Genomic DNA, 17,565 nt, shown 5'->3' with positions numbered 1-17,565 from the left:
ACCATGAAAGCCAGTCAATTTTTCATTTCCACTTTAAAGGAAGCCCCTGCCGAAGCCGCTCTCGCCAGCCACAAACTGATGCTGCGCGCCGGGTTGATCAAAGCCAATGCTTCGGGTTTGTACACATGGATGCCTATGGGTTTGCGCGTATTGCGTAAAGTCGAAAACATCGTGCGCGAAGAAATGAACCGTGCCGGCGCGGTGGAGCTGCTGATGCCGGTGGTGCAACCCGCCGAATTGTGGCAGGAAAGCGGCCGCTGGGAATTTTACGGCAAAGAACTGCTGCGCCTGAAAGACCGCCACGACCGCGATTTCTGTATGGGCCCCACCTGCGAAGAAGTGATTACCGACATCGTGCGCAAAGAAATCACCAGCTATAAACAGCTGCCGAAGAATTTCTACCACATCCAAACCAAATTCCGCGACGAAGTCCGCCCCCGTTTCGGCGTGATGCGCGCACGCGAATTTGTGATGAAAGATGCCTATTCATTCCACAGCGATTATGAATCGCTGGTGCGCGACGGCTATCAGCCTATGTACGATGCCTATTGCCGCATTTTCAACCGCTTGGGCTTGAACTACCGCCCCGTAGCCGCCGACACCGGCAGCATCGGCGGCACCGGCTCGCACGAATTCCAAGTGTTGGCCGAAAGCGGAGAAGATGTGATTGCATACAGCGACCAATCCGATTTCGCCGCCAATGTCGAACTGGCACCGACCCTGCCGCAACAAGGCGAACGTGCCGCCGCCACCGCAACCTTAACCAAAGTGCACACGCCGAATGTAAAAACCATTGCCGACTTGGTGGCGTTTTTGAACGTGCCGATTGAAAAAACGCTCAAATCCATCGTGGTGGAAGGCGAAGAAGAAGGCGAATTGGTGTTGCTGCTGTTGCGCGGCGATCACGAGTTCAACGACATCAAAGCCGAAAAACTCGCCGGCGTGAAATCACCCTTGGCTATGGCTACCCCAGCCGCCGTTCAGACGGCCTTCGGTGCCAACGGCGGCTCGCTCGGACCCGTCGGCTTCACAGGCAAAGTGTATGCCGATTTTGCCGTTGAAAAACTGGCCGATACCGTGATCGGTGCCAATGAAGACGACTACCACTACACCGGCTTTAACTTCGGCCGCGACTGCCCCGAACCTGAATTTGTCGATTTGCGCAATGTGATCGAAGGCGACCCCAGCCCCGACGGAAAAGGCCGTCTGAAACTGGCGCGCGGTATCGAAGTCGGCCATGTTTTCCAACTGCGCGACAAATATTCCAAAGCCCTGAACACCACCTTCCTCGATAACAACGGCAAAGCGCAAATCATGGAAATGGGCTGCTACGGCATCGGCATCACCCGCATCGTAGCCGCCGCCATCGAGCAGAACAACGACGAACGCGGCATCATTTGGACAGATGCGATGGCACCGTTTGAAGTGGTGATCGTGCCGATGAACTACAAAAAATCCGACAGCGTGCGCGAAGCTGCCGACACACTCTACGCCGAATTGTTGGCCAAAGGCGCGGATGTGTTGCTGGACGATCGTGACGAACGCGCAGGCGTGTTGCTGAACGACTCCGAACTGTTGGGCATTCCGCACCGCATCGTTATCGGCGACCGCGCGTTGAAAGAAGGCAACGTCGAATACGCTAAGCGTACCGACAGCGAAGCGCAAAGTGTGGCTGTTGGCGAAGTAGCCGCCAAAGTGTTGGAGGCTTTGGGTAAGTCAAACTAACCGTGTGATGCCACACGAGGCCGTCTGAAATTATTTCAGACGGCTTTTTTATTAAAAACCATGTATAGCCAATCAGCTTAATTTTTGATACAAGCCAGCAAGCCGCAGGCAGTATAGCTGGTACGGCATCGATTCTGTTGGCTTACCCGATCACTCCTTTAAGCTAAGGCGCAGCAATGCCGTAGTAAAAGTTAAAAAGTTAAGTGGATTGACTATAGCGGATCAACTTAAAAATAGTACGTCCGTCATACTCGGGCTTGACCCGAGTATCTTGAGTTTCAGCAAGTTTGAGACCTTTGCAAAACCGCCAGATGCGGATGCAGTTCAAGGCGTAGCAACGCAGCGAGTGCAGACATATCATATAGATAGGCAAACGAGCGAGCAGCGCACAACGCAGAAATGCGCCGCAGATGGGGGTTTTGCAAAGGTCTCAGTTTGGGAGATACTCGGATCAAGCCCAAGTATGACGGTTTTGTTATGAAACTTAAGTGGATCGACTATATTACCGCGCAACCTTCAAACACAAAACCATAAGGCCGTCTGAAAAAACTTTTTCAGACGGCCTTATGGTCGATTAAAAGGGAATAAAAGAATGAATATCCGTTTTGAATGCCTGATTACTCTTTACGGGTAAATTCGGCGTTGAACGATACGGGCACTTGCTCAACGATGGAGCTCAAGCCCATTACTTCAACCAGTTTGGCCACGCCGCCGGTCATGTCCATGGCTTTCACGTCGAGCAATACGGGGCTGAGGGTGCTGACCATGATTTTGTCTGCGCTTACGCGTTGTGCAGACAAATCGGCTTCAAGATTGATTTGCTTGCCGTGAATATCCAAAACCAAAGGCTGTTTCAGGTTGATGGTTTCACCCAATGCCAACTTGCTCACAGACTCCACATCTACGGTGCCGGTTACGTTGGCTTTGGCGAATTTGGCGGTTTCAAATACCCAGTCTTTCAAGCGTTGGTCGCGGATTTCGATGCCGGTGTTAACGCTGCTCAAATCAATTTCCATTTTGAACTGGCCGTCTTTATCCAACACGGCTTGGCTGGCGGTAAAACGTGATTGTTCGGTAATGCTGCCCAGTTGTTTGTTGATTTTGCTGCTCAAAAAGCTGATACCTGCATCAGACACTTCCCAGTTGGCAGGGGTTTGCGGCACAGCTTGCACCACTTCGGCGGCGGGTTGTTCGGCTTGCGCGGTTTCGTTGGAAGGAGAGCAAGCGGCCAAAGCGAGTAAAGAAGCTGCAACGATCAGTGTTTGTTTAAACATTTAGGTTCCTTTCATTATTTTCAAAATACACACAAACGGTTAAGCAATATATTCGGCATGGCCGGGTAATCAGACATGCCTTATTAAAAAAGTCATGCCTAACAGACGGGGCATGTTCCGGTTTCTTACAGCGAAACGGCATTTTTTTGCATTATTTTTTAACAAAGTTTAGCGGTTTTAAACAAATATCTGTTTTTAAAAACAAAAAAACAGCCTATTTTTTTGAAAATGGTAAAAGAAAAATTGCAATATGGTTAAACTGCCTACTGAGCAACACGTTCGCAGGGCTATGCCTCGCGTTCTTCAGACGGCCTGCCCGCCCAATCGCACGCAAACTGCCATGCCGTTCGGCCGGAGCGGTTGCCGCGTGTGAGCGACCAATCGAGCGCGGCTTTGCGTGCGGCTTCGTTGTACGGCAGGCCGAAATCTTCCAGCCAGTTTGCTACGGCTTTCAGATAATCGTTTTGGTCGAACGGGTAAAAACTCAGCCACAAACCGAAACGGTCGGACAGCGACACTTTTTCTTCAACGGCTTCTTTGGGGTGGACTTCGCCGCGCTCGCCGGTAAAGGCTTGGTTTTCGTCCATATATTCGGGCATCAGGTGGCGGCGGTTGGAAGTGGCATACACCAGCACATTGGCACACCGCTGCGACAAACCGCCGTCCAGCGCGGTTTTCAGGGCTTTGTAGGTTTCGTCGCCGCTTTCAAACGATAAGTCGTCGCAAAACACGATGAATTTTTCAGCACGTTTTTCAAGCAGCGGCAGCAATACGGGCAAGGTAATCAAATCGGTTTTATCGACTTCGATGAGGCGCAGGCCGCGGTCGGCGTATTCGTGCAGCAGGGCTTTGACCAACGACGATTTTCCCGTGCCGCGCGCGCCGGTCATCAATACGTTGTTGGCGGGGCGGCCGTTTAAAAACTGCTCGGTGTTGCGCACCAGCCTGTGCATTTGGTTATCAACCGCCGCCAAGCGTTTGAGCGGAAAAGTGTGCGGATTGGGCAGGCTTTCGAGCAAACCTTTTCTACCTATGCTCTGCCAGCGGTAAGCCAGTGCGTTCCAATCCGGTTCGGCCGTTTCGGGCGGCAGCAGCATATCCAAACGCTTCAGCACGGAAGCGGCAAGTTCAAAAAACTGTACGGGTTTCATGTTTTTCCTTTTCAGACGGCCTCTCAAGCCACATCAAAATGCGCCCGCACCACGCCGGCCAAATCCAATTCCAACTTGTCGCCGGAATGCAGTTCGCCCACGCCCGCCGGTGTGCCGGTAAACACCACATCGCCGGCTTTCAAACCGTAGCTTTCGGCCAGTTCGCGCAAAATGGCGGCAATCGGGTAAATCATGTGGGATGTTTGCCCTTTTTGGCGCAACTCGCCGTTCACAGTCAAGGTAAACACACAATCCTGCGCTTGCGGCAGCCCGGCGGCATCAACAAAATCCGATACGCACGCCGCGCCGCGGAAACCTTTGGCTTTCGTCCACGGCAACCCTTTTTCTTTCAGACGGCTTTGAACGTCGCGGGCGGTCAAATCAAGGCCGACGCCGTATCCGGCCACAATGCCGCTTAAATCACGGCTGTCGAGGCCGTCTGAATCCTGCCCGATAAACAGCACCATTTCGCATTCGTAATGCACCGATTGGCTGTAATGCGGCAAACGTATGGTGCCGCCATGGGCAAGCATGCTGTTGTTGGGCTTCATAAACACCACCGGCTCGGTGGGCGTTTCGTTTTTCAATTCGGCAATATGGTCAACATAATTGCGGCCGATGCAGTAGATATTGTTCACGCCTGCGGCTTGGCCGTTCAAACGGATTGTGGTCATAACGGATTCCTTATACAGAAACGATTCGGCATTATAACGGGATTAACCCGAAGTCTTTGCACGCTTGCCGCCAAAATCTTTCAGACGGCCTCTCTTATAGTTCAGCCAGTTGGGTATCGGCACAGAAGTATTGTAAGCACGGCGGTTCGGTCGGATAATCAGGCTTTATGCCTATCTTCCGCACATTCAGCCATAAGGCCGTCTGAACAGTCAAACGGCTGCTGCCTACCACACAACTGCTCGATAAGATTATGCACAACCTGATTCCTTTAGCCGCCGACACCTTAAAAACCCGTAAACAACAAGCCGTCGATGCTTACCGTGTCCGGCATAACCCCCTGATATTTTTCGAGCAATACGGAGCGGCCGTCGAAGAAGCGTTGGCCGTTTTGTGGCAGACGCTTTTTTCAGACCATACCAACCTGTGCCTGATGGCCACGGGCGGTTTCGGGCGCGGCGAAATGTACCCGTATTCCGATGTCGATTTGGCTTTGGTGTCTGCCGATCCGCTTACACCTCAAGAGCAGGAACGCACCGCCGCATTCGTACAGGCTTTGTGGGATATGCAGCTTACTCCCGCCCTTAAAGCAGGCAGCATTTCGGAATTGTGCGAGAGTGCGCGTGAAGACATTACCGGCGACACCGCCTTTCTCGAAGCCCGCATTCTGTGCGGCAACCGCAGCGTCGGCACCGAACTGCTCGAACGCATGAACCTCCAGCGCGACACCGTATCTTTTATCGAAGCCAAACTGCTCGAAATGCAGCAACGGCATGCCAAATCGCAAGGCACGGGAGCGGTGCTGGAGCCTAACATCAAAACCTGCCCCGGCGGCCTGCGCGATATCCACACCATGCTGTGGCTGGCCAAAGCTCAAGGTTTGGATGCACCTTTAGGCACGTTGATTGCACAAGGCGTACTCACCCGCACCGAAGCCGCCATGCTGCTCAACAGCCACACCCGTTTGGCCACCATCCGCATCGAGCTGCATCTGTCTGCCGGGCGCAACGAAGACCGCCTGATTTTCGATTTGCAGTCGCAAGTTGCCGAGAATCTGGGCTGGCAAAACGAAAGCCGGCGCGAAAGAAGCGAAAAGCTGATGCGTATGTTTTACCGTGCCGGCAAAACCCTGATCCAATTGGGCGGCATTCTGCTGCCCATGTTGCGTGGCCGCGTCTATTCGCTGGTGCGCCGCGTGGTTCACCGCATCGACGAGCACTATTACCAGCTCGATAATCAGGTTGCCGTGTACGACAAAAAACTGTTTGCTCGCCAGCCCGAGCATCTGTTTAAAATCATCGAGATTCTGCAAACCCGCAACGATATTTCCAGCATCGCCCCCAAAACCCTGCGCGCATGGTGGGCGGCCACCCGCAAAATCAACCGGCGGTTTTACGACAATGCCGAAAACCGCCGCCGCTTCGTAGGCTTTTTCAAGCAAGGCGAAGGGCTGACCCATGTGATGCGTTTTCTCAACCTCTACGGCGTATTGGAACGCTATCTGCCCGCGTGGGGCAAAATCGTCGGCCTGCTCCAGCACGACCTCTTCCACATCTACCCCGTCGACGACCACATTCTCACCGTTTTGCACAATATGCGGCGTTTGGCGATGGACTCGCGCAGCCATGAGCTGCCGTTTGCTTCGGCATTGATGCACGCTTTCGAGAAAAAACACATTCTCTATCTCGCCGCATTTTTCCACGACATCGCCAAAGGCCGCGGCGGCGACCACTCCATCGAAGGCATTGCCGACGCCCGCCGTTTTGCCGACGACCATTTTCTCAGCGAAGAAGAAAGCGCGCTGCTGTGCTGGCTGGTAGAAGACCATCTGCTTATGTCGGCCGTGGCGCAAAAAGAAGACATCCAAGACCCCGACGTGATCAGCCATTTCTGCGAACGCGTACAAACCCGCGAGCGCTTGTCCGCCCTTTACCTGCTCACCGTATCCGATATCCGCGGCACCAATCCCAAATTATGGAACAGCTGGAAAGCCGGTTTGCTCGAAAGCCTGTTTCACGCCGCCGCCCGCCGTTTTGCCGGAGAAAGCGGCAGCCGCCACCAACTGGTCAGCCGCCGCCAACAGAGTGCGGTCGACCAACTCAACCGCGCAGGCACACCCGAAAAGCAACAGAAAAAACTTTGGCAGGCACTCGGCTCGGCCTATTTTGTGCGCCACGAATTGCAAGACATCCTCTGGCACACCGCCAATCTCGTCCACCAAACCGAATCCCCCCAAATACGCAGCCGCCTGCTCGAAGGCGGAACGCTGCAAGTGATGGTGTTCATGCCCAACGCCCCGCGCCTGTTTGCCCGACTGTGCCGCATTTTCAGCCGCCACGGGTTCGACATTCTCGCCGCCCGCGCTTTCGTTACCGAGCACAACTATATTCTCGACACCTTTATCGTGCAAATACCCGAAAAATACGACAGCGGCGAATACCGCAGCGTACAAAGCGGATTAGAAGCCGAAATCAACAATTTCATTCACGGCTTCGACACCACCCAAAACCATACCCCGCACAGCACCGCCGTCCGCAGCCGCCGCAGCCGCCACCTGCCGATCGCACCGAGCGTACACCTGATGCCCGAAACCGACTATCCGGGCTGGTACACCCTCGAAATTATCGCCGTCAACCGCCCTTATCTGCTGGCCGACATAGCCGAAGTGCTGTCCGCTCAAGACATCAGCCTGCGCTATGCCAAAATCGCCACGCTCGACGAACGCGCCGAAGACAGCTTCGTGCTGTTCAGCCCCCAACTCGACAACCCTAAAAAACAACTGGCGTTAACTCAGGCGCTGCTGGAACAACTTTCCGCATAACACCATCACACACCAATGCGGATAGGCCGTCTGAAAACAAGGTTTCAGACGGCCTATCCGCCATATACAGTCAATCTGCTTCAGTTTAGTAACAAAATATCTTTAATGCCGCTTTTATTCATCAAATAAATCGACATCAAACAAATCCGGTTCTTCCACGCGCAACCGGCAATCCAGCTCCACCGCCTCCGTTACCCGGCAACAACACGGCAGAATTTCGCCCGGTGCCACAAACGCCAACGGAAAATCATCATATTCCACCCTGCCCGATAATATTTTCACACGGCACGAACCGCAATAACCGCTGCGGCATTGGTATTCGACCTCATGACCGGTGCGCTCCAAACCTTCCAGCAACGTTTCACCGTTTTGAAGCTCGAAAATTTTGTCTCGTGTGGTAATTAAAGGCATATATCAAGACATTCCACTTGTGCTGCAACGGCCCGTATTTTGCCCGCCTGCATCACTCATTTTGACTAAACCCGGTTAAGAGATTTTAGCGAAATTCGCCTTAGCGAAACTCGCACAGCTCGTTTTGGCGAAGCTCGCTAAAGCTCGCTTTCAGACGGCCTGAAACAACTTTGAAACTTGAGGCCGTCTGAAACTCCCGTTCCCAGAAGCTTTCAGACGGCCCGAATATTCAGATTCAAAACGCCGCAGCGCACTGCATAATAATGTGCAAAGGCGGAGCAGCCTATCCGCCGATACACCCATCACAACAACATCGGGCGCAGAATCATTGTCCGTAAGCAGCCCGACTGTTCAGACGGCCTTAAAGTTCGAAATCACCCAAATCGTCGGCACTCACTTCGGCATCAATCTGGCCGATTAAGTAAGAGCTGATTTCCACTTCCTGCGGCGCCACCTGAACGTTGTCGGACGACAACCAAGCATTGATCCACGGAATCGGGTTTTGGCTCGCCCCTTCAAAAGCAGGCTTCAAACCCACCGCCGCCATGCGCAGATTGGTAATGTATTCAACATACTGGCTCAAAATTTCCTTATTCAAGCCGATCATCGAGCCGTCTTTAAACAGATATTCCGCCCACTCTTTTTCCTGAGTGGCCGCCGTTTTAAACAACTCGAAACATTCCTGTTCCAATTCGGCGGCAATTTCGGCCATTTCAGGGTCGTCCGCACCGCTGCGCATCAGGTTCAACATATGCTGCGTGCTGGTTAAGTGCAAAGCTTCATCACGCGCAATCAGCTTGATGATTTTCGCATTGCCTTCCATCAATTCGCGCTCGGCAAAAGCAAACGAGCAAGCAAACGACACATAAAAACGGATCGCTTCCAGCACATTCACGCACATCAGGCACAGATACAGTTTCTTTTTCAGCTCGCGCTTGTTAACCGTAACCACCTTGCCGTTCACACGGTGCTCGCCCTCGCCCAACAGATTGTAGTATTGGGTATATTCAATCAAATCATCGTAATAGCAGGCGATATCTTCCGCACGGGCAATAATGTATTCGTTATCGACAATATCATCGAACACCAACGATGGGTCGTTCACAATATTGCGGATAATGTGCGTATAGCTGCGCGAGTGGATGGTTTCCGAAAACGACCACGTTTCAATCCACGTTTCCAACTCCGGAATCGACACCAACGGCAGCAAAGCCACATTCGGGCTGCGCCCCTGAATCGAATCCAACAGCGTTTGGTATTTCAGGTTGCTGATGAAAATATGCTTTTCATGCTCGGGCAGATTCTGGTAATCGATACGGTCGCGCGACACGTCGATTTCTTCCGGCCGCCAAAAGAAAGACAGTTGTTTTTCAATCAGCTTTTCAAAAATTTCGTATTTTTGCTGGTCATAACGGGCAACATTCACCGGCTGGCCGAAAAACATCGGCTCCAGCAAAGCATCGTTTTTAGCTTTGCTGAATGTGCTGTATGACATGACTAGGTGTTCGCAGGACATAAAACTCTCTCGACATCTCAATTTCTAATATAGAATTGTCAATTTATTTCACCAAACCATTTATAAATTTCTGATACTTAGGTGAATTATAGATAGTTAAACATTTATGAAAAATTAAAGGATTATTTCTACTATCGGCTTCTTTGGAATTAGCCATTTCCTTTCCAAAATAACGATCAATATGCTTAAGTGCATCTCCGTGATAACTTCCTGCTTGAAAATATAGACTTTTTGCATTGCCCAAGTCTTTTTTCAACCACTCGCCTTCTCCAAACTTTGCAATACAATGAGCAATACCATAGTTTTTTAGAAGCTGACGGTTTTTTATAATTTCATTTGATTTCGCATATGATGATATAGAATTTGAGAGTAATATTATAAAAACTGAAAGATAAAATTTGTTTTTCAATCTATTAATCTCCAAAATAATATTTTTACTAACGTTGCATTATTTGGTTGGAAATAACATTTATCTCCACATTCATAGTCATTCCATAATGTCACATGCCCGGTTGCATTACCCCACCCTTTAACCACAAAAATAATGATGCCTTGCATGCCTGCGAAATGTTTACTTTGATTAGTTCCATTTGCTATTAATTCTATGTCAGGTTTTCCTAACTGATTAGTAACATACTTAATCATGTCATTAACTCTGAATAGATATGGTTTTCCATTTGCTCCTTTTTGAGCGTAAGCATTTTTCACACTGGATAATTTCTGTTTAGTTAAAGGAAAATTTCCTTCATTGAATGAATGGCTCAATCTGATAGCACAAGCATTCTCATAAGCAGTTGAGTTTTCTAAATATAACGCAAGCGGAATACCGCCTGCCTGCCGGTAAGCTTCTTCTGCACTTGATTTTTTAGGATAAGCTTTCCATAAATCAGAAAATCTCGGTCTTTTAATAGAAATAGAAGCTGAACTTCCTTGAGCAGTTACTGTGATGGTCATAATAGTTCCACTAAACTATAATTCTTTCATTTTTAAACACCTGCAAAATACAGGCTGCATTATTATTCACAACTGCTGAAACCGTTTTCTTACTAATCCCCATCTCCCCTTCATATTCACACTCTACCGAAACAAGCTCCCCATCATGATAATTCTCGGTAACAATATGCAAATTCAAATCCGTATAATATCTTGATTTTTCTTGATCTAATCGGATTTTATTTTCACCATAAGACCAATATAAATCTATTATTTTTTTCTCAATCTCTTTTTTATTCTCTAAAACATTAAGCGAAATATGTGACTTACCCGAGCCACTAGCTTCATCATCAACATACATTAATGATTGTGAGCCTATTAATACAGCTCCACATGCCACTTTCATTCCTTCAAGTGCAACACCTGTACCAAAGAAAAACGCCTGATTGGAGCCTTCTATAATAGGGAAAGTGCCATTACATTTTGGACAATGTACCAAATCTCCTATTTTTGCGATTTGCTTTCCTTCCACTAGCATCGTACTCGAACCAGTTAAAACTATACCACCATGTGTAGTTCGGTCACCTACTATAATTACTCTGCGTGTTGCCACAAAAAAAGTTCCTCTTCTGAAAAACTATTGCATAGCCCATATTGAAAAACTCAATATGGGCTAGCTTTTAAACTTACATCTAGATCTTACAAGCCCCACCAACACAGCCGTCATCCTGCAAGTCAGTCTGCGTATCGTCCGCTCCGTCGCGGGTGTTATGGTAATACAGGGTTTTCAAGCCGAATTTGTAGGCGGTGAGCAAATCTTTCAGCAGTTGCTTCATCGGTACGCGACCGCCTTCGAAGCGTTGCGGGTCGTAGCTGGTATTGGCGGAAATGGCTTGGTCGACAAACTTCTGCATAATGCCGACAAGTTTCAAATAACCGTCGTTGGAAGGCATTTGCCACAGCAGTTCGTATTGGTTTTTCAGACGGCCGAATTCAGGCACCACTTGTTTCAGAATACCGTCTTTCGAGGCTTTCACAGATACCAAACCGCGCGGTGGTTCGATGCCGTTGGTAGCGTTGGCAATCTGCGAGCTGGTTTCAGACGGCATCAAGGCGGTTAAGGTTGAATTGCGCAGTCCGTGCTTCACGATGTCGGCGCGCAGGCTTTCCCAATCGAGATGCAGCGGCTCTTGGCAAATGGCATCCAAATCTTTTTTGTAGGTATCAATCGGCAGCTTGCCTTGCGCGTAAGTGGTTTCGTTAAACAGCGGGCAAGCGCCGAATTCTTTGGCGAGTTCCACCGAGGCTTTGAGCAAGTAGTATTGGATGGCTTCAAAGGTGCGGTGGGTTAAAGGGATAGCGGAATCGTCGCTGTATTTCACACCGTTTTTGGCCAAATAGTAGGCGTAGTTAATCACGCCGATGCCGAGGGTGCGGCGGTTCATGGTGGCGACTTTGGCCGCTTTAACGGGGTAATCCTGATAATCCAGCAAAGCATCAAGTGCGCGGACGGCGAGGTCGGCCAAGCCTTCGAGTTCATCCAAACTTTCCAACGCTCCTAAGTTAAATGCCGACAGGGTGCACAAGGCGATTTCGCCGTTTTCATCGTTAATGTCGCTTAACGGCTTGGTCGGCAAGGCAATTTCCAAGCACAGGTTGGATTGGCGCACGGGCGCGACTTTGGGGTCAAACGGGCTGTGGGTGTTGCAATGGTCGACATTTTGAATGTAGATGCGGCCGGTGCCGGCGCGCTCCTGCATCATTAATGAAAACAGTTCGGTCGCTGGCAACGCACGTTTGCGGATATTCGGATCCTGCTCGTATTGTGTGTACAAACGCTCGAATTCGTCTTGATCGGCAAAAAACGCTTCGTACAAGCCGGGTACTTCGTTGGGCGAAAACAAAGTAATGTTGCCGCCTTTAATCAGGCGGGTATAAAGCAGACGGTTGATTTGCACGCCGTAGTCGAGATGGCGCACACGGTTGTCTTCCACGCCGCGGTTGTTTTTCAGCACCAGCAGGCTTTCCACTTCGATGTGCCACAGCGGGTAAAACAGAGTGGCCGCACCGCCGCGCACGCCGCCTTGCGAACAAGACTTAACTGCGGCTTGGAACATTTTGAAAAACGGAATACAGCCGGTGTGTTGCGCTTCGCCGCCGCGGATTTCGCTACCCAAGCCGCGGATACGGCCTGCGTTGATGCCGATACCGGCACGTTGCGAAACGTATTTCACAATCGCGCTGGTAGTGGCGTTGATGCTGTCGAGGCTGTCGTCGCACTCAATCAACACGCAGCTTGAGAATTGGCGCGTCGGCGTGCGCACGCCCGACATAATCGGCGTAGGCAGGGAAATTTTGAAGGTGGAAACGGCATCGTAAAAGCGTTTCACATAATCCAAACGGGTGGCTTTCGGATATTTGGCAAACAGGCACATGGCCACCAAAATATACAGAAACTGCGGCGTTTCGTAGATTTGGCGGGTAACGCGGTTTTGCACCAGATATTTGCCTTCAAGCTGCTTGACCGCACCGTAAGAGAAAGTCATATCGCGCTCGTGGTCGATATAATCGTTCAATTCTTCGAATTCTTCACGGCTGTAATCGGCAAGGATATGGCGGTCGTATTTGCCTGCTTCGGTGAGCTTGGAAACGTGGTCGAACAGGTGCGGCGGCTCGAATTCGCCGTATGCAATTTTGCGCAAATGGAAAATCGCCAAGCGTGCGGCGAGATATTGGTAATCGGGCGTATCTTGTGAAATTAAATCGGCCGCCGCTTTGATGATGGTTTCGTGGATATCGTCGGTACGGATGCCGTTGTAAAACTGGATATGCGACTTCAGCTCGACCTGAGAAACGGAAACATTGTCCAAACCTTCCGCCGCCCAGTTGATGACGCGGTGGATTTTGTCCAAATTGATATCTTCCAAACGGCCGTCGCGTTTGGTTACTTTCAGGTTGTTTGCTGCGTTCATCTGCTCATCCTAAAAAATGGGTAAAAACACAAGATACAGTAGTAGTGCGACAATCGGGACACAATATACTGTAATTCAAAAATGCATACCAGTCTTGACAAGCCAAATTCGATTCGGTTCAGCGGCAACTGCAAACCGTATGTGCGGCAAACCCATACGTTTATCACTTTGCACTTGAAGGCCGTCTGAAAGAGATTGCAGACGCAAAACAAGGATTTGCCTGAAGATGAAAATGCACCGCAATAACTGCGCCCGCCGCAGGCCGCCCGATGGGTGATTTTCGCGTTTCCGCCTCAAACCCGCACAACATCTACCACTTAGCACTTTTGCCTACTACCGTGTAAATAAATGTTAATTTACACATTCGTGATAGCGGTGTTGCATATTGTCGTTGGCAGGCCGTCTGAATATTTTCAGACGGCCTGCCAACTGCCAACAACAATCCTGTATTACAACAACGGGCTCATCAAACGCACGGTATTTTCGACCAATCCCCACCATCGCGCACGTTGCTGCCAATTTTTAATGCTCACATAACGGCTGCTTTGCAAATAATGCGCCTGCAAATCACGCACCTGTTTGGTCATGCCTTTATCGTATATGGCCAAACTGATTTCCAAATTCAAAAAGAAGCTGCGCATATCCATGTTTACCGTGCCGAAAAGCGTGTAGCCGTCGTCCACCGTCATGGTTTTGGCGTGCAGCAAGCCGCCGTCGAAAAGCGCGATTTTCACGCCAGAGCGCAACAGCATCGGGTAATAGGCCTGTGAAGCGTAACGCACCATCAGCGAATCGACTTTGGCCGGCAGGATCAAGGTAACTTCCACGCCCCGTTTGGCGGCATTGGTCAACGCCATCAGCAGGGAATCGTCGGGTACAAAATAGGGAGTGGTGATCACCAGTTTGCGGGTTGCCGCATAAATCGCGCTGATGATGGTTTCGTAGATTACCCGGTCGGTTTGGCTGGGGCTGGAAGGGATAACCTGCGCCACCACTTTTCCGGCTTGCATTTTTTCAGGCAGCATGGCCGGAATAATATCTACATAAGTGCTCAGGTATTTTTGTATTTCAACCAAATTCTCATCGTTTTCAACCGCCACATCGGCATAAAACACTGCCGTCATTTCCAGCACCATCGGGCCGGTGCAGCGCATCATCACATCCACCCACTCGCCCACGCCCGCGCCTTTTTTGAAAAAGTGCGGATCAACGAGATTATAGCTGCCGGTATAGCCTATTTTCTTGTCGATAATCATCAACTTGCGGTGATTTCTCAAGTCGCTGCGGGTAAACAGCGTGCGCAGCGGCCCTACCGGCAATGCGGCATGCACTTCTACGCCGGCATGACGCAACTTCTCTATCCATGCGCTGTTGAAAAAACTGCGGCTGCCCACCGCATCGGCCAAAATCACACAATCCACTCCGCGTCCGGCCGCTTCGATAACTCTGTCTAACAGGCGTTCAATCCGTCCTTGCGGGTCGATGATATAAAACGCAAGCAGGCAGGATTGGGTTGCAGATTCGATATCGTTTTCCATTGCCGCCAGTATGTCGGCGGTGGAAGACAGCAGCGACACGGCATTATTTTTCGTAACGCCCAATCCGGTCGGGTCTGCCGCCACTTTGGCGATACCGCGGTAACGGGGGCTGACTTCTTCGGTGGTATCCAAATCGATATCTGCCAAATAACGTTCGGCGAAACGGCCGTAAAACCGGTTCATTTCTTCCGTGCGTTTGGCGCGGGCTATACCCAAGCGCGGCTCGCCCAGCATCAGGTATGCCGCCACGCCGAACAAAGGAAACAGAAACAAAATAATCAACCAGGCAAATGCCGTGCCGGTGTTGCGCTGTTTGTAGAGTACGCGCACCATAAAACCCAGTGCCACGGCAGTATGCAGATAAATCAGCATCTGCCCCCATGTGATTTCTATATTCATTGTTTGCAGTTTAAAAGAGTGAGCGGGATTGCAATCAAGATAAGACTAAACAGGCCGTCTGAAAGTTTATGTTTTCAGACGGCCTGATACATTTGCCCCCTAATATGAACACAGTTCATGGCTTAGCAGCGCAACGGGGGCAGACATAGCATACGTAGGAAAATAAGCAGGCAACGCAAAAATGCGCCCAAATAGCCGTTTTGCGTGCAAGCTTTTACAGGTTGGTTAAGGCTTTACTTTAACCAACCAGCCATGGCGGTCTTCAACCAAACCGTATTGAATGTCGGTAATCGCTTTGCGGATGGCCGCACCGCGCTCTTGGCTTTGCACTTCGATTTCTTTGCCCTCTATAACAAAAGAAGTTACCGGAGAAATCACTGCAGCCGTGCCGGTTAGAATGGCTTCTGCGCCGTTTTCCACCGCTTCTTTCAGTTCGCTTACCGTGAAATTGCGTTCGCTCACCTGATAACCCATATCGCGGGCGATTTTGAGCACCGAATCGCGGGTCACGCCGTGCAGAAATTCGTCGGTGAGCGGCTTGGTGATGATTTCGTCGCCTTTAATCAGTGCGAAGTTAGACGCGCCGGTTTCTTGAACGTCGCCGTTCGGGCAGAACAATACTTGATGCGCACCATATTCTTCGCGGGCTTTCGTTACCCACGGCAGAGCCGAAGCATAGTTGCCGCCGCATTTCACCCGCCCCATGTGCGGCGCACAGCGCATATGCTCGGTTTCGACCAACAGCTTCATCGGTGCCCCTGCTTTGAAATAATCCCCCACAGGAGAAGCCAATATATACAGCAATGCGTTAGATGACCCGACACCGGCTTTGCCGATCACAGGGTCGGTGCCGATTAAAGTCGGCCGCAGATACAGCGCAGCCGGCGCATCGGGAATTTCATCGGCGGCACGGGCCACCAACTCCACCAGCGCGGCATGAAACGCTTCCGATTCCGGCACGGGCAAATGGAGCAGCTTGGCACTTTGCTGCATACGGGCGATATTGGCATCGGGGCGGAACAAAACGATGTCGTCGTTTTTTTGACGGAATGCTTTCAAACCTTCGAAACACTCGCTGCCGTAATGCAAACAATGCGCCCCCGGAGCAAGGGACAGTTCGTTTGCCTGCTGCCAGCGCACTTCCTGCCACGAACCGTTTTCAAATGCCAAAACAGGCATGTCTTGATGAAAAACACTGCCGAATACGGCGGGAACTTCTCTTGCCATGATTATTTTCTCAAGTGGATGTGTTAAAAGTGATGAAAATACTCTTTGCCCGCGCGGATTGCAAGTGTCTGCGCACATAATCGTTATTTCGATTGATAAGCGGCCTGCGTTAGTGAAACTTGAGGCCGTCTGAAAAGCCTTACAGCCAAACAAAACACCCGCTGCCGTATCAACCGGCAACGGGTGCATCTGTATGATTTCAGACGGCCGTCTGAAACAGCCCGTCTTTGCTCACATTACATTAATTGCTCAACACATCCACACCTTTGGGCGGCGTGAATTTAAATGTGCCGCGTGAAAGATTCGGCTTCATGTTCAAATTGCTGAAGCGGATGGTGGTTTCATTGCCAAAGCTGTCTTTCAACTGCATGGCAGCCAAAGCATCGCCTTTGAAACCGATGCGGATGTATTGATAGCCTGCGTTGTTTTTCTTCGGCATGGCACGCACATAATCAATACCGCCTGCCGAACCGTCTTCTTGCAGAGAATAGCTGCTGTCGAGCGCGGATTTGTTCGACAAAATCGCAGCGGGGCTGTCGCCGATGGTTTGGTTTTGCGCCGACTTGGTTACTTGCGCCAAATCCACATCGTATAACCAAATGGTTTTGCCGTCGCCTACTATCGTTTGCTTGTAGGGCGAAGTGTATTGCCATTTGAACAAACCGGGCCGCAAAATCTGAAACGAACCGCTGGTGGTTTGGGTTTTCTTCTTACTTTTTACGGTTTGGGTGAAGCTGCCGCTGATACCGTCGGCATCTTCGTTAAATTTCTTGAGTGCGTCAATCGCACCGGCCTGTGCGCTGCCGATACCGAGGGCGAATACGGCAGCAAGAGCAGTAAACATTTGTTTTTTCTGAATCATCTCAGGTGTTCCTTTCAGGAAAATCAATCAATCGGCTCCCAGCAGATTGCTAGGGCGTATATTA

The 17,565-nt window shown here is 50.5% G+C and carries 15 protein-coding genes; 2 read left to right on the top strand and 13 right to left on the bottom strand.

The genetic code is table 11. The features are described from left to right. Positions 1 to 3: 3 nt before the first annotated feature. Positions 4 to 1,725 carry a proline--tRNA ligase gene (locus tag AKG43_RS00255; RefSeq protein ID WP_054598573.1) on the top strand — a complete coding sequence of 574 codons (1,722 nt, stop codon included), beginning with the start codon at positions 4 to 6 and terminating at the stop codon, positions 1,723 to 1,725. 278 nt (positions 1,726 to 2,003) lie between these two features. On the opposite strand, the gene AKG43_RS13035 is transcribed toward AKG43_RS00255, so the two are convergent. The 4 genes from AKG43_RS13035 to AKG43_RS00240 form a co-directional block, all read right to left on the bottom strand. Beyond that, positions 2,004 to 2,186 carry a lipoprotein signal peptidase gene (locus AKG43_RS13035; RefSeq protein ID WP_231718070.1) on the bottom strand — a complete coding sequence of 61 codons (183 nt, stop codon included), beginning with the start codon at positions 2,184 to 2,186 and terminating at the stop codon, positions 2,004 to 2,006. Positions 2,187 to 2,342: 156 nt separating this feature from the next. Next, entirely contained in the window at positions 2,343 to 2,999 is a 657-nt protein-coding gene (locus AKG43_RS00250) for a YceI family protein (protein ID WP_054598572.1), read from the bottom strand. Between the two features lie 287 nt (positions 3,000 to 3,286). After that, entirely contained in the window at positions 3,287 to 4,150 is an 864-nt protein-coding gene (locus tag AKG43_RS00245) for an ATP-binding protein (RefSeq protein ID WP_054598571.1), read from the bottom strand. Between the two features lie 23 nt (positions 4,151 to 4,173). Continuing rightward, positions 4,174 to 4,824 carry a fumarylacetoacetate hydrolase family protein gene (locus AKG43_RS00240; protein ID WP_054598570.1) on the bottom strand — a complete coding sequence of 217 codons (651 nt, stop codon included), beginning with the start codon at positions 4,822 to 4,824 and terminating at the stop codon, positions 4,174 to 4,176. Positions 4,825 to 5,075: 251 nt separating this feature from the next. Between AKG43_RS00240 and glnD the strand changes: the two genes are divergently transcribed. Further along, positions 5,076 to 7,643, top strand: a complete 2,568-nt coding sequence (gene glnD, locus AKG43_RS00235) for a [protein-PII] uridylyltransferase (RefSeq protein WP_082402915.1) — start codon at positions 5,076 to 5,078, stop codon at positions 7,641 to 7,643. 114 nt (positions 7,644 to 7,757) lie between these two features. Here the strand turns inward: glnD and yfaE are convergent, their stop codons facing one another. The 9 genes from yfaE to lolA form a co-directional block, all read right to left on the bottom strand. Beyond that, positions 7,758 to 8,054, bottom strand: a complete 297-nt coding sequence (yfaE, locus tag AKG43_RS00230; RefSeq protein ID WP_054598569.1) for a class I ribonucleotide reductase maintenance protein YfaE — start codon at positions 8,052 to 8,054, stop codon at positions 7,758 to 7,760. A 361-nt stretch (positions 8,055 to 8,415) separates the two neighbouring features. Beyond that, complete coding sequence (nrdB, locus tag AKG43_RS00225) at positions 8,416 to 9,549, bottom strand: class Ia ribonucleoside-diphosphate reductase subunit beta (RefSeq protein ID WP_054598568.1); 1,134 nt, start codon at positions 9,547 to 9,549, stop codon at positions 8,416 to 8,418. 64 nt (positions 9,550 to 9,613) lie between these two features. Continuing rightward, on the bottom strand, positions 9,614 to 9,979 hold the full coding sequence (locus tag AKG43_RS11930) for a hypothetical protein (RefSeq protein WP_197273099.1): 366 nt from the start codon (positions 9,977 to 9,979) through the stop codon (positions 9,614 to 9,616). Continuing rightward, on the bottom strand, positions 9,976 to 10,524 hold the full coding sequence (locus tag AKG43_RS00220) for a type VI secretion system amidase effector protein Tae4 (RefSeq protein WP_054598567.1): 549 nt from the start codon (positions 10,522 to 10,524) through the stop codon (positions 9,976 to 9,978). Before AKG43_RS00220 ends, AKG43_RS11930 begins: the two co-directional genes overlap by 4 nt. Positions 10,525 to 10,534: 10 nt before the next feature. After that, positions 10,535 to 11,116 (bottom strand): PAAR domain-containing protein, encoded by a 582-nt coding sequence (locus tag AKG43_RS11925; protein WP_082402913.1) that lies wholly within the window; start codon positions 11,114 to 11,116, stop codon positions 10,535 to 10,537. A 79-nt stretch (positions 11,117 to 11,195) separates the two neighbouring features. Beyond that, positions 11,196 to 13,475: a class 1a ribonucleoside-diphosphate reductase subunit alpha gene (nrdA, locus tag AKG43_RS00210; protein WP_054598566.1), complete on the bottom strand. Its 2,280-nt coding sequence runs from the start codon at positions 13,473 to 13,475 to the stop codon at positions 11,196 to 11,198. 449 nt (positions 13,476 to 13,924) lie between these two features. Continuing rightward, positions 13,925 to 15,412: a cardiolipin synthase gene (gene cls / locus AKG43_RS00205; protein ID WP_054598565.1), complete on the bottom strand. Its 1,488-nt coding sequence runs from the start codon at positions 15,410 to 15,412 to the stop codon at positions 13,925 to 13,927. 225 nt (positions 15,413 to 15,637) lie between these two features. Further along, positions 15,638 to 16,639, bottom strand: coding sequence for a branched-chain-amino-acid transaminase (ilvE, locus tag AKG43_RS00200; RefSeq protein ID WP_054598564.1), 1,002 nt, complete (start codon positions 16,637 to 16,639; stop codon positions 15,638 to 15,640). Positions 16,640 to 16,880: 241 nt separating this feature from the next. Beyond that, the gene (lolA, locus tag AKG43_RS00195; RefSeq protein WP_054598563.1) at positions 16,881 to 17,501 is read right to left on the bottom strand and encodes an outer membrane lipoprotein chaperone LolA; all 621 of its coding nucleotides are present in this window, start codon (positions 17,499 to 17,501) and stop codon (positions 16,881 to 16,883) included. Positions 17,502 to 17,565: the final 64 nt, after the last annotated feature.

The sequence above is a fragment of the Neisseria sp. 74A18 genome, assembly GCF_001308005.1.
Taxonomy (GTDB): domain Bacteria; phylum Pseudomonadota; class Gammaproteobacteria; order Burkholderiales; family Neisseriaceae; genus Neisseria; species Neisseria dumasiana.
Note: the sequence above shows the minus strand (reverse complement) of the source record. Positions and strands in the feature narration are given on the sequence as shown.

Coding starts and splice junctions, on each gene's coding strand:
- AKG43_RS00255 (WP_054598573.1), top strand. CDS start 4: ATGAAAGCCAGTCAATTTTTCATTTCCACTTTAAAGGAAGCCCCTGCC.
- AKG43_RS00250 (WP_054598572.1), bottom strand. CDS start 2,999: ATGTTTAAACAAACACTGATCGTTGCAGCTTCTTTACTCGCTTTGGCC.
- AKG43_RS00245 (WP_054598571.1), bottom strand. CDS start 4,150: ATGAAACCCGTACAGTTTTTTGAACTTGCCGCTTCCGTGCTGAAGCGT.
- AKG43_RS00240 (WP_054598570.1), bottom strand. CDS start 4,824: ATGACCACAATCCGTTTGAACGGCCAAGCCGCAGGCGTGAACAATATC.
- glnD (WP_082402915.1), top strand. CDS start 5,076: ATGCACAACCTGATTCCTTTAGCCGCCGACACCTTAAAAACCCGTAAA.
- yfaE (WP_054598569.1), bottom strand. CDS start 8,054: ATGCCTTTAATTACCACACGAGACAAAATTTTCGAGCTTCAAAACGGT.
- nrdB (WP_054598568.1), bottom strand. CDS start 9,549: ATGTCATACAGCACATTCAGCAAAGCTAAAAACGATGCTTTGCTGGAG.
- AKG43_RS00220 (WP_054598567.1), bottom strand. CDS start 10,524: ATGACCATCACAGTAACTGCTCAAGGAAGTTCAGCTTCTATTTCTATT.
- nrdA (WP_054598566.1), bottom strand. CDS start 13,475: ATGAACGCAGCAAACAACCTGAAAGTAACCAAACGCGACGGCCGTTTG.
- cls (WP_054598565.1), bottom strand. CDS start 15,412: ATGAATATAGAAATCACATGGGGGCAGATGCTGATTTATCTGCATACT.
- ilvE (WP_054598564.1), bottom strand. CDS start 16,639: ATGGCAAGAGAAGTTCCCGCCGTATTCGGCAGTGTTTTTCATCAAGAC.
- lolA (WP_054598563.1), bottom strand. CDS start 17,501: ATGATTCAGAAAAAACAAATGTTTACTGCTCTTGCTGCCGTATTCGCC.